We start from the raw sequence: 11953 nt of genomic DNA on the forward strand, positions 1-11953 counted from the left end.
AACACCACCTTACTTTTTGTAAATATGAATTCTTGCTGATCCGTCAGGTTGCTCTTCAACGTCATAGTCATACCCTAACGTATTAAGTTCTTCGATAAGAAACACAGGGACTCGATCGTTGTGAATGATAACCTCATCCCCGGGTGATGCCTCTTCGAGTTTCTTCAAAGTACGTATCATAGGCTGTGGAGGCTCCAATCCGCGATTATCCAACTCATAGATTTGAGAAGGGGGAGAATCGGCCGGACATTCAGGCGCATCGTGAGACTGCTGTACATCTTGGTAGTCTTCTATGGCATCTAGTTCATGTCCGCTATTTTTGTGTATAAATGTGATGATCCAGTGATCGGACTCTATCTTCTCAACTTTATGAGTGTACCCCTTGGTTTTCATTAATCCAAAGAGAGGCGTCGGTTTAAAAGTAGCGTGTAGCACAAAGATATCATCCTTATTTAACGCTTTTACTGTATCCATAATAACTTTAAAGGGCTCTACCTTTTTACGTAAATAGGGTCGAACATCTAACTCTACCGTCTGTCCTGTATGATCCATGTCACATCATCTCCTAAAAGTTTTGTAGCCTCACTTCCTGATTGAACTTCGCAAAACTCACATCGGAAGCATGAGCTAAAAGTTTTGTAGCCTCACTTCCTGATTGAACTTCGTGAAAACTCACATCGGAAGCGTAAGCTTAAATTTCAACTGGATGAAGTTGTTTAGCTACGTCGTATAAAGCTGCCATCCCGCCGTACAATGCATAGAAGAAAGAATCCGGTGCATCCAGTGAGAATGAGTTATATTGTTTGGGATCGATGCCGAGCATAAATTCGAATAAGGCTGCACTATCATAAGCGTAGAAACAGAAATAAGTATATTCAAAAATAGGCATTTTCTCATAAATGGTTACAATATCAGAAGCATGCAGGGAAATATCTCTGGACGCCTCTGTTACCATGAGGATCGCATCTTCTAAACGGACACTAATTTTGATTGTTTGTTCATCTATAATTGTAACTTCAGCCATACGGTATCACTCCTCTAGTTTACTGATTTTGACACGGAACATATCGGGACCTTGTTCGAGGTATTCCCAAGTGAATCGACCGGAATGCATAGATTCGAATTGGAAACGAAGTGGAACCGGATCATGATCGTTCACTAACAACATCGCCTCTGAAGGTTGAAGTTGGTTGAATGTTTGGAAAATGACCTTATGTTTTAATTGAGGTGGGTACTCGGTAGCGTTGACAATGAAAGTGAAATTATCCATTATTGTATTCCTCCTGAGAACTATTATCATTACAAACCCCATTATAAGAGATGTGAAAGTCAGCATTGTGATTATAATCACGATTGTGAAAATGAGATTGATCTACGATTGGAATATGACAGAAGACTTGATATAAAGGTCATGATTATGAGGAGGATACTTAATGAATAAGTGGATAAAGTTAACTGTTCTTATAAGCATTTGTGTATTGTTCTTAGCTGCGTGTGGCAAAGAGGAAATGGAAAGTTCAGAATCAAGTGCAACTGGAGATACGAAGGAATTCACTATTGAAGCGACGTCGTTTGAATTTGATGTGACAGAAATAAAGGTGAAGCAGGGGGATACGGTCAAAATAACGTTGAAAAACAAAAAGGGTTATCATGGGCTTAAATTAGACGGATATAAGAAGGAAGTTCGTCCGAATCGTTCCATTTCATTCGTAGCCACTGAAAAGGGAGAATTTGAATATAAATGTGCTGCTCACTGTGGTGCGGGGCATAAGAAAATGATTGGGAAATTAATTGTAAATTAACTACTCTGATGGACAAGAAAATGAGAAAAAAGGAATTTTTTTAAAATTAGAGGTTCAGAAATGCTCGAAATGGTGATATAATGGTATAGAACATATCCAAAAAGAGAAAGGATCAGGATACCATGTGTCCCCGAAGGAACATTCCCCAAAGGACGGTCTGGAAACGTTATGATCTCTCATACACTTAGCTTGCTTCGTAGAGACAAAGTCGGGTATTAATGACAACCTCTGCGAAAGAAGGAAGCTAAGTATGCGAAGGACAAAGTCCTCAAAGTTTTCTCCTTGTAGTAGGTTGTCTCACTTATGACCACAATCTACGATAAAGAGGGAAACTTGTATGAGGAAAAGAGAACAACCAATTTCTATGTTGTTGCAAGTCGCTGTAATGTTATTAGGAACACTTTTAATGGCTTTTGCTTATTATCACATTAATTTTCAGAATCATTTAACCGAGGGTGGATTTGTTGGTCTTGCATTATTGGGTAAATACGTATTAGGCCTACCACCAGCACTAAGTATGCTCGCATTGGATATCCCTGTGCTGCTGCTTGCGTTATTCATTAAGGGTCGTAAATTTTTAGTGAATACGATAATCGCTACAACATCCTTTTCAATTTTCTATGCTTTGTTTGAACGTTATTCATTCATCGTTATTGATTTGCAGAATAGTTTATTCGTTGCTGCACTCTTATCAGGTTTATTGACGGGATTTGCTACAGGTCTTGTACTACGTTTTGGTGGGGCAAGTGGTGGGGATGATATATTATCACTTCTTGTTAGTCGTTGGACTGGATTGAAGCTAGGCACCGTGTTTTTTATATTTGATGCTATCGTTTTATTGCTTTCTCTATTCTATATGCCGCTAAGAGAGACTTTGTATACGATTCTCGCTGTAAGTATCGCGGGGAGAGTGATTACATTGACTGTGACTTCCGGTAGAAAGAAACCAGTAACCAAACGCTCCTTGTTTAAAGCTAAGACGAAGGGAACTTTACCTAAATCGCTAAAATCGAAGACTGTACCTGTTATGCATAATGCACGTTAATAGTAAGACACGATGGAATACTCTGATACGCAGGTTAATGAAGTACAGGGTCATCGTGTCTAATCCAAGATAACCACGAAGTTCTTAATATGAACTTTGTGGTTTTTTTGTATTTATAGAGGGAAAAGAAGAAAGTAGTCGAACCTCTCTAGAGTGTAGATAAGAAGGTATACTTCATAATTCTGAACAGAGAGCAGGCGATGGTGGATCATGTGGAATGCGGATTTGTTATTAGAAAGTCTATACGATGAGGCTGTGAATCAGCATAAGGCAGGGACTGAGTCAGAGACGTCAATGGAACGGAAAATAAGGCTCAAACAGCTATTGCAGCAATTAAACGGCTCTTTCGAACCAAATAAAGAGCATGTTCCAGTACTATTAGAACGGACGATATGCGATGGCTATGTGAGAGAACGCGTTGAGTTATCAGCGACACCTGGATTGACCTTCGGAGCATATGTACTTATTCCAGAGGGGGCTCATGCCAATATGCCAGCAGTGCTTGCTATCCATGGACACGGCTATGGCGGCAGCCGAGAAATTGTTGGTTTGAACCCAGACGGTACTCCTAAAGAAAGTGGAGCGAGTAATCATCAACATTTTGCAGTAGAGCTTGTGAAACGGGGAATGGTAGTTATAGCACCCGACGTTGTAGGATTCGCAGAGCGGAGGTTATTGTCAGATCTGAAGAAAGATCCGAATATCGAGAATTCATGTCACAGAATTTCCGTAGGTCTTTTGATGGTGGGCAAGACGTTGACCGGACTTCGCGTAAGTGAAGCACAGGCTGCACTTCAGTATATTATGGATCGTCCTGAGGTGAATCCTGAGGCAATTGGTGTCATGGGATTCTCAGGTGGATCGTTGATCGCATCCGTTGTAGCTGCGTTGGATGATCGGGTTAAGGCGACGGTACTTATGGGGTTCCCTAATACTTTTAGAGACAGCATATTGCATGTACGTCATTGCATTGATAACTATACGCCAGGAATTATGAACTATGCGGAGCGTCCTGAATGGATTGGCTTGATTGCACCTAGACATCTCTTTGTGGAATCAGGCAATAAAGATCATATTTTTCCAGCTGCAGGTTTTGAGCAGACAGTCCAACAATTGAAAGAGATTTACACTCTTGAAGGAGTAGAGGAAAGATTAGAAAGTGATCTATTTCCGGGAGGTCATGAGGTTAGTGGGAGACGCTCTTATGATTGGATGAGTAGGGTACTCGATAATTGGTGAGTGTATGACTTGTTGTGCTAGGCCGATTCGACGATACATTCAAAAGCTAACAAGCCAGCGAGGAAATCGCTGGCTTGTCTTGTAGTGCCTTTTATATTTTATTCAAACAATGTACGGTACTCTGGATAACCTTCTTCCTCGAGATCCTCTAGGGGGATGAATCGAAGTGCAGCAGAGTTAATGCAATATCTCAGACCCGTAGGATCAGGTCCATCGTTGAACACGTGGCCTAGATGGGAGTCCGCTTCTTTACTACGTACTTCTGTGCGAATCATAAAATGGCTTGAATCGGTCTTCTCTTTAACCACATAGTCACGAAGCGGGCGTGTAAAGCTTGGCCAGCCGCAACCGGCATCGAATTTATCAAGTGAACTGAATAAGGCCTCTCCCGATACAACATCAACATAAATTCCGGTACCCTCATGGGCCCAGAACTCGTTCTGGAATGCGGGCTCTGTTCCGTTGTTCTGTGTTACCGCGTATTGAATAGGAGTTAGACGTTGCTTCAATTCTTCTTTATCCACTGGAGTTGACCAATGGGCTTGGATATAGTCCTCACGTCCAGATCCTTTGCGGTAGCGATAATAATGTCCTGGATTTTTCTTGTGATAGCCTTGGTGATGTTCTTCCGCATCATAGAAAGGTTTAGCTGGCACAATCGGAGTGACAATAGGTTTATCGAAACGATGACTTTTCTCCAATGTTTGTTTCGATCGTTCTGCCTTCTCACGTTGCTCTTCATTATGATAGAAGATGGCTGTAGCATAAGAGTCGCCTCTGTCATGGAACTGCCCGCCTGCATCGGTAGGATCAATCTGTTGCCAGAAAAGCTCCAGCAATTTGTCGTATGGGAAAATATTCGGATTGTAAGTTATTTCAACGGCTTCGACATGTCCTGTAGTATGCGTGCATACTTCTTCATAAGTTGGATTGACCGTATGTCCACCTGTATATCCAGAGACCACTTTAATAATTCCTGGAAGCTCTTCAAACGGACTTACCATGCACCAGAAGCATCCACCTGCAAAAGTAGCCTTCTCATGTGTAATTGATTGCAAATTGCTCACGATTTCACTCCGTTTCTTTGACTGTGAATAATTTAAGTCACTTCTATTATAATTCAATTAGTAGTTAGAACCAAGGAGGAAGAGAATTTCGTTGTTCATCGAACTGATTCAGACTTCTGCCCTACGAGAAATTCTTCTATATACAATAAGAACCAAGATGATCAATAGCAGGTAAATCGACAGCACGATGAAGGAGGTAAAGGGATGACTCATGAGATTCCCTCCTAAATAGGCGTAAAGAATGATGCCCGGAATTTTCCCGAGACCTGAGGCAAGGGTGTAGGTCCACAAAGAAATAGATGCGACACCGGCGAAGATATTCACACCCATCTGTGGCAAAATAGGCAATAGACGAGCGATGGTGATCGCTAAAAAGGGATGAGTCTCGGTTAATGTCGTAAACGAATGAACAGATCGTTGCTTGCTTAGATAGCGCCTCCCTTGTTCACGAAAGGCATACCTGACGATCCCATACACAACAATTCCGGCGAGCATGGTTCCCAGCCAAGCAATGAGCGATGCAAATACCGTTCCGTAAGCATATCCCAGAGTAGCAATGACTACTTTATACGGGAGAATGGGGAAGATGGCTAACAGAGTAGCGATTAGAATCAAGACGGTTAGAGAGTTATTATCGTTGAACCAGCTCCAAATATTCGATTTGTATATAAAGGCTACTCCCAATATGAGTACATAGAGTAACAGCGGCAGCAACTTTTTCATGAGAGATGATCCTTTCGTTAACATGGATTTTCGATATTATATCAAACTTTGCTATAATGTAGAAAAGTACAAAGGCTAAAAATTGGGTAGGGAAGAGGTTGAAACGAATGGACGAGGAATACAACAGATCGATGAAATTATCCTTAGAAGAACAGGTTAAGAAGAGTTATCGCGAAGATGAGGATATGATGATACTGGTCTTTGCTCAGTGGTGCATTAATAATAATCTAGATCCATTGGAATTATATAATGAAGCCTATCCACATCAAGTTCATAATGAACAATTAATAAAAGTGATGGAGTTGACGGTATCTAAAGAAGAGGCAGGCGACATTCCAGATGAAACAGTGCTAGGGATGCTGTCGCTTTTTGGAAATGATGATCTTGGCTTTGTTGTTACCGAAGCGATCTCAAAAAGGGTTTAAGGGGTTGTGGTATACCTGAAACTAAAAAAGGCATACCACTTTTTAAAAATATAAGAAAGTATAAGTTTCACTTGAATCAATTTCATAATCGCTGATGCAGTCAAATCGGGTTGCGTAATTATGAAATTGATTCTTGATACTCTATCCCTTATATTTCCGCTGAAACGGATGCCGTCTTTGAAAAAGGACGGCATTGCCGTTTCTACTTGATAACCGTTATTTCAGTTGTTCGCGATTAGCGGTACGAAATTGTCTGGGAGACATTCCAAATCTTGCTTTGAACACACGATGGAAATATGTGTAATTCGCAAATCCGCAAGTCTCTGCGACATTTTCAAGAGACTGAGGGCTGAATATAATGCGTTCTTTTGCCATATCGAGTTTTACGTCGAGCGTGTATTGCATAATGCTGGTATCGAATGTTTGTTTAAATAAGTGGACAGCTCGAGAGATGCTAATTCCTACATAAGCAGCGACATCTTCTAGTTTAAACATATATGAAGCATTTTCCTCAATATAATGTTTGATCTGATAGGCTAAATGGGTCTTTGGGGTAGTGTTGGGCTGTTCTTTAAGCAAACGATCCACTTCTAAGCATAGAATTCTCATATAGTATCCTGAAATCTCAGGAAATGGATTTACGATGCGGCGTTGTTCGAGTGCAATTTGTCGGAATAAGCTTAAGAAGCTCTCATGGAGAGGGAAATTCATACGAGTAGGTCGAGTTTCGGATTTCCACCATCGGTCTATCCATTCTCCTCCGAAGAAAACATGGTAATCAGCACTGTCAATCATCAATTCACCGAGTGAATTGATTTCGTGATCCACTTTTAATTCATAGGGTTCACCTGGCGAATAAAGTAATAAATCACCTGTCTCAATCATGCCCAATTTACCGTCATATCGCGCACGACAACGTCCATCCGTTTGGAAACGCATTAAGTATGTTTTTACGCCATCTAATTGCGAGGTATAGTAGGGTTTTGTATGGAAGGAATATCCTGCTACATGCACTTGACAAGAATCTTCGAGAGTCATTATGAAGTCTCCTTTCAGATGAATAGAAAATTATGACCAGATTGTTCATGTTTCAATCATATTATTCATTTTAAAATAAAGCAATTCATATTACTATGTAATTAGATAGTACAAATGAAGTTTAGATACAATACTATTTAATACAGGAGTGGATCAGTCATGCTGAACGTGGGATTACAACTCTATACCGTTCGCGACCAAATGGAACAAGATTTTGAAGGTACGCTAAAAAAAATAGCTGAACTTGGTTACAAAGGTGTAGAATTTCATACTTTCTTTGGACGTAGCAGTTCTGAAGTTAAAAGGTTGCTGGACGAGAATGGTCTTGTAGCTATTGGAACACATACGCAATACGCAAGTATGCTGGATGATTTGGATTCGATTATTACGTATAATAAAGAAATTGGTAATAAGTACATTATCGTTCCTTATTTATCTGAAGAAGAACGCCAATGGGATGATGTATTCGCAAAACTTAAGATTATTGGTGAGAAGTGTAAAGAACAAGATATGGTTCTTCTGTATCATAATCATGATTTCGAATTCACGGAGTCTTATGGTGAGAAGACTGTATTTGATGCAATGTATGAAGCAGTGCCAGCAACTTTGCTTCAAGTTGAAATGGATACATGCTGGGTGCACTTTGCAGGATTTGATGCTATAGAGTATATTCATAAATATGCGGATAGATTACCGCTTGTCCACTGGAAAGATGTAAAGAGACAAGAGGATGGCTCTCCACTAACCGTTGAATTTGGACAAGGTGAAGTCAATCTAGCTGCCATTGCTGAAGCTGCTGATCAAGTAGGAGCAGAATGGATTATAGTAGAACAAGATTTCTGTCTGAATCCACCTCTTGAGTGTATTGCTACAAGTATGAATTGGATAAAACACAACATGAAAGATGGAGGAATCTTACATGTCTAAAACATTGAAGATTGGAATTATCGGTTGTGGAGGAATTGCTACAGGTAAACATTTACCGAGTCTTGCGAAACAATCCAATGCAGAATTGGTAGCTTTTTGTGACATCGTTCAAGAACGTGCAGACAAAGCGGCAGAGAAATACGGTGTTGAGGGTGCCAAAGTGTATACTGATTTCCGTGAGTTACTTAAGGATGAAAGTATCGATGTTATTCACGTATGTACACCGAACGATTCTCATGCTGAGATCACGGTTGAATCTCTTGAATCTGGCAAACATGTTATGTGTGAAAAGCCAATGGCCAAAACAGCCGCACAAGCAAGAGAAATGCTAGAAGCTGCAAAGCGTACAGGTAAAAAGCTTACGATTGGATATCAGAATAGATTCCGTGATGATAGTCAACATTTGAAGCAATTGTGTGAGAATGGTGAGCTAGGTGAAGTATACTATGGTAAGGCATTGGCAACTCGCCGTCGTGCTGTTCCAACTTGGGGTGTATTCCTTGATGAAGAGAAGCAAGGTGGGGGTCCGCTTATCGATATCGGTACGCATGCACTTGATTTGACATTATGGTTGATGGATAATTACAAACCGAAAAGTGTTATGGGATCGACTTTCCACAAGCTTGGACATCGTGAGAATGCAGCGAATGCTTTTGGACCATGGGATCCTAAAGAATTCAAAGTAGAAGATTCTGCCTTCGGTTTCATTACGATGGAGAATGGAGCTACTATCGTACTTGAATCCAGCTGGGCTCTGAATGTACGTGATTTCAGCGAAGCGAAGACGATACTTGCGGGTACTGAAGGCGGAGCAGATATGAAGGATGGTCTGACTATTAATGGTGAGAACTTAAGTCGTCTATATGAGACAAAAGTAGATTTGGGCGCTGGTGGCGTTGCGTTCTACTCTGGAGAAACGGAATCTGATTCAGATCGTGAAGCAAGATTATGGTTGCAAGCGGTTATTGATGATACAGAACCTGTCGTTACACCTGAACAAGCACTGGTCGTAACTGAAATTTTAGAAGCGATCTACGAATCTGCTAAGACAGGTAAAGCTGTATATTTTGAATAAATTCTAAAAAGTCTATACTATTAGGAAGTATGAATGAGAATAAGGGGGAGTAACAATGAAATTAGGAGTATTTATGGTGTTGTTCGGTGGTCGTAAGTTAGAGGATGCGTTAGACTATGTAGCTTCAAAGGGTCTGAAGGCTGTTGAAATTGGAACGGGTGGAAATCCAGGGAAGACACATTGTAACCCAGCGGATCTTCTGAACAATGAGACAGAACTTAAGAATTTCAAAAGAGCAGTAGAATCACGTGGACTTACGATCAGTGCGCTTAGCTGTCATGGTAATCCGCTTCATCCACAGAAGCATCTAGCGAAGGCGGATCACGATGATTTCGTGAATTCGGTTCTACTTGCTGAGAAGCTTGAAATACCTGTAGTGAATACTTTCTCTGGATGCCCTGGTGACCACGAGGATGCTAAATATCCGAACTGGCCGGTTGCGCCTTGGCCGAATGATTTTCAAGAGATATTGAAATGGCAATGGGAGAATAAGGTTATTCCTTATTGGACTGAACAAGCTAAATTTGCTAAAGATCATCATGTAAAAATCGGACTTGAGCTTCATGGAGGATTCTCCGTGCATACACCAGCTACTCTTCTTCGTCTGCGTGAAGCAGCGGGTGAGACGATTGGTGCTAACCTAGATCCAAGTCATATGTGGTGGCAAGGTATTGATCCAGTACAGGCTATACACATTCTAGGTCGTGAAGGAGCGATTCATCATTTCCATGCGAAGGATACGGTGATTGATCCAATTAATGTGAATAAACATGGTCTTACGGATATGCAATCCTATGAGAAAATGCTTGATCGTGCTTGGCAGTTCCGTAGCGTAGGTTATGGTCATGACATCAAAACATGGGCTGATATCATGAGCGCGTTGCGTTTAGTTGGTTATGATTATGTCGTAAGTATTGAACATGAAGATGGTCTGATGTCCGTTGAGGAAGGCTTCTCTAAGGCAGTTCAGAATCTTCAACAAGTTCTCATTGAAGAGCCGCTTGGCGATATGTGGTGGGTATAGAAATACTTTGCACTCTGAGAGTAAATGGAGAACGGCTACCGAAAGGTAGTCGTTTTTTATATAAGAACTAGAGAAATAAAGTTGAAAATAGACGGAGTATACTGTGAAAATTCCAATTGAATGTTTTAAAAAAATGATGAATGTGGTAAAATGAAATATACTTACTAAACGAAAGCTTTCTGATGATATGATTAAGTTATTTACCAGATATTAAAGTATATTTACAAAGAGGTGAAGGGGTCATGGAGATTGATCATATACAGATGTGTCCGCGATTTGAAACGGCTTTCTCTTTTTTGGGCAAGCGTTGGAATGGGTTAATCATTCAGGGACTGATGAGTGGACCGAAGAGATTTAAAGATATTTCTAATTTAATTCCTTCCATGAGTGATAAAATGTTATCAGAACGAATGAAGGACTTGGAATTAGAAGGAATACTTATTCGTCATGTGTATCCGGAAACGCCGGTGCGTATTGAGTATGAATTAACGGATAAAGGCAGAGGGTTAAAGCCTGTTATGGATCAGATCCAATCTTGGGCAGAGAGTTGGATCGATTAAGCGAAACGAAAAATCGAGTAGAAGTATCGACTTTGAAACCTCATTCATTAATTGAAATGAGGTTTTTTTTAATTTCCCTCGTGATTACAATCACAACCCTGCTGTCCTCCTAGGTATAGCCTGAATAGGTAAGACTTGAAAAGATACCTAGGAGGAATGAATCATGTCGGTTGAAGCTCTTGTTTTCAGCGCTGATCATATCGTAAGTGATATTGTTATAAAGTTTCCAAAGGCTAGTGATTATTTCCGCGCTCATAAAATTGACTTCTGTTGTGGTGGTAAGCGCCCACTTATGGATGCCGTTCAGGAAAGAGGTCTGGACATTGATCAAGTAGTAGAGGAGTTAAATCAATTAGTTGCTAAGCACCCAGGTCTAGACGGTGATAAGGATGGTATGAAGAATTTCGTAGAAATGGACTCTCCATCATTGATTGATTACATTGTAAGAAAACATCATGATTACTTACGTGAAGAACTTCCTGAAATATATAAGAATGTTACGAGAGTTAACCGAGTTCATGGCAATCATGATCTACATTTGGAACAATTATACGTTCTGTATACAAGATTAAAAGATGAGTTGCTTGAGCATACAGCGGATGAAGAAGAACGATTCTTCCCACGAATGGTTGCTCTAGAACAACAATTTGAAGAGTCTACAAGTAAAGAACTTCAAGATTCAATTGCGCAATTAGAAGATGAGCATGACCAAGCTGGCGATATTTTAAAAGAGATCAGGGAAATCACGAATGATTTCATACCTCCAGCTCACGCGTGTACTACATATCGTATCACGTATGAAAGACTAGCAGAGCTAGAGCGTATGACATTTGAACATGTGCATTTGGAGAACAATATTTTATTTCCACGTTTTCAAGCTTAATGGATAGTGAAAAAGGATAGAGATTGAGAATCCAAATCTATCCTTTTTCGCTGTTTCTGTTGATGTCAATGAAATTGACGTTAAAAACAGATGGATATAGTTAAAAATGTGAACATATATGTGATAATATTCACATTATATGTGA

General features: G+C 40.3%; 15 protein-coding genes. 9 read left to right on the top strand and 6 right to left on the bottom strand.

Annotation, left to right across the window (positions count from 1 at the left end; translation table 11 throughout):
• Positions 1 to 9 precede the first annotated feature (9 nt).
• The 3 genes from AC1TO8_RS06700 to AC1TO8_RS06710 all read right to left on the bottom strand — a co-directional run bounded on the left by AC1TO8_RS06700 (position 10) and on the right by AC1TO8_RS06710 (position 1270).
• Positions 10 to 552 carry a DUF2249 domain-containing protein gene (locus tag AC1TO8_RS06700; RefSeq protein WP_482054812.1) on the bottom strand — a complete coding sequence of 181 codons (543 nt, stop codon included), beginning with the start codon at positions 550 to 552 and terminating at the stop codon, positions 10 to 12.
• 139 nt (positions 553 to 691) lie between these two features.
• On the bottom strand, positions 692 to 1024 hold the full coding sequence (locus AC1TO8_RS06705; RefSeq protein ID WP_482054813.1) for a hypothetical protein: 333 nt from the start codon (positions 1022 to 1024) through the stop codon (positions 692 to 694).
• Between the two features lie 6 nt (positions 1025 to 1030).
• On the bottom strand, positions 1031 to 1270 hold the full coding sequence (locus AC1TO8_RS06710; protein ID WP_482054814.1) for a DUF2249 domain-containing protein: 240 nt from the start codon (positions 1268 to 1270) through the stop codon (positions 1031 to 1033).
• A gap of 163 nt (positions 1271 to 1433) precedes the next feature.
• Here AC1TO8_RS06710 and AC1TO8_RS06715 point away from each other — a divergent pair, with 163 nt between their 5' ends.
• The 3 genes from AC1TO8_RS06715 to AC1TO8_RS06725 all read left to right on the top strand — a co-directional run bounded on the left by AC1TO8_RS06715 (position 1434) and on the right by AC1TO8_RS06725 (position 4086).
• Positions 1434 to 1802, top strand: coding sequence for a cupredoxin domain-containing protein (locus tag AC1TO8_RS06715; RefSeq protein WP_482054815.1), 369 nt, complete (start codon positions 1434 to 1436; stop codon positions 1800 to 1802).
• Between the two features lie 337 nt (positions 1803 to 2139).
• Positions 2140 to 2847 (top strand): YitT family protein, encoded by a 708-nt coding sequence (locus tag AC1TO8_RS06720; RefSeq protein ID WP_482054816.1) that lies wholly within the window; start codon positions 2140 to 2142, stop codon positions 2845 to 2847.
• 210 nt (positions 2848 to 3057) lie between these two features.
• Complete coding sequence (locus AC1TO8_RS06725; protein ID WP_482054817.1) at positions 3058 to 4086, top strand: dienelactone hydrolase family protein; 1029 nt, start codon at positions 3058 to 3060, stop codon at positions 4084 to 4086.
• Positions 4087 to 4184: 98 nt separating this feature from the next.
• Here AC1TO8_RS06725 and msrB read toward each other — a convergent pair whose 3' ends face one another.
• Both msrB and AC1TO8_RS06735 read right to left on the bottom strand, forming a co-directional pair.
• Complete coding sequence (gene msrB / locus AC1TO8_RS06730; RefSeq protein WP_482054818.1) at positions 4185 to 5153, bottom strand: peptide-methionine (R)-S-oxide reductase MsrB; 969 nt, start codon at positions 5151 to 5153, stop codon at positions 4185 to 4187.
• A 108-nt stretch (positions 5154 to 5261) separates the two neighbouring features.
• Entirely contained in the window at positions 5262 to 5876 is a 615-nt protein-coding gene (locus tag AC1TO8_RS06735) for a TVP38/TMEM64 family protein (RefSeq protein ID WP_482054819.1), read from the bottom strand.
• A gap of 107 nt (positions 5877 to 5983) precedes the next feature.
• On the opposite strand from AC1TO8_RS06735, the gene AC1TO8_RS06740 reads away from it, so the two are divergent.
• Entirely contained in the window at positions 5984 to 6301 is a 318-nt protein-coding gene (locus AC1TO8_RS06740; protein WP_482054820.1) for a hypothetical protein, read from the top strand.
• Between the two features lie 216 nt (positions 6302 to 6517).
• Here AC1TO8_RS06740 and AC1TO8_RS06745 read toward each other — a convergent pair whose 3' ends face one another.
• A complete protein-coding gene (locus AC1TO8_RS06745; RefSeq protein WP_482054821.1) occupies positions 6518 to 7339 on the bottom strand; it encodes an AraC family transcriptional regulator in 822 nt (273 codons plus the stop codon).
• A gap of 159 nt (positions 7340 to 7498) precedes the next feature.
• On the opposite strand from AC1TO8_RS06745, the gene AC1TO8_RS06750 reads away from it, so the two are divergent.
• The 5 genes from AC1TO8_RS06750 (at position 7499) to ric (ending at position 11808) form a co-directional block, all read left to right on the top strand.
• Positions 7499 to 8266 carry a sugar phosphate isomerase/epimerase family protein gene (locus AC1TO8_RS06750; RefSeq protein ID WP_482054822.1) on the top strand — a complete coding sequence of 256 codons (768 nt, stop codon included), beginning with the start codon at positions 7499 to 7501 and terminating at the stop codon, positions 8264 to 8266.
• Positions 8259 to 9341, top strand: coding sequence for a Gfo/Idh/MocA family protein (locus AC1TO8_RS06755; protein WP_482054823.1), 1083 nt, complete (start codon positions 8259 to 8261; stop codon positions 9339 to 9341). The genes AC1TO8_RS06750 and AC1TO8_RS06755 overlap by 8 nt, the downstream gene beginning before the upstream one ends.
• A gap of 55 nt (positions 9342 to 9396) precedes the next feature.
• On the top strand, positions 9397 to 10365 hold the full coding sequence (locus AC1TO8_RS06760; protein WP_482054824.1) for a sugar phosphate isomerase/epimerase family protein: 969 nt from the start codon (positions 9397 to 9399) through the stop codon (positions 10363 to 10365).
• A 242-nt stretch (positions 10366 to 10607) separates the two neighbouring features.
• Positions 10608 to 10925: a winged helix-turn-helix transcriptional regulator gene (locus AC1TO8_RS06765; RefSeq protein WP_482054825.1), complete on the top strand. Its 318-nt coding sequence runs from the start codon at positions 10608 to 10610 to the stop codon at positions 10923 to 10925.
• 163 nt (positions 10926 to 11088) lie between these two features.
• A complete protein-coding gene (gene ric, locus AC1TO8_RS06770) occupies positions 11089 to 11808 on the top strand; it encodes an iron-sulfur cluster repair di-iron protein (RefSeq protein ID WP_482054826.1) in 720 nt (239 codons plus the stop codon).
• Positions 11809 to 11953 lie beyond the last annotated feature (145 nt).

It is taken from the genome of Paenibacillus sp. Y859 (genome assembly GCF_056786405.1).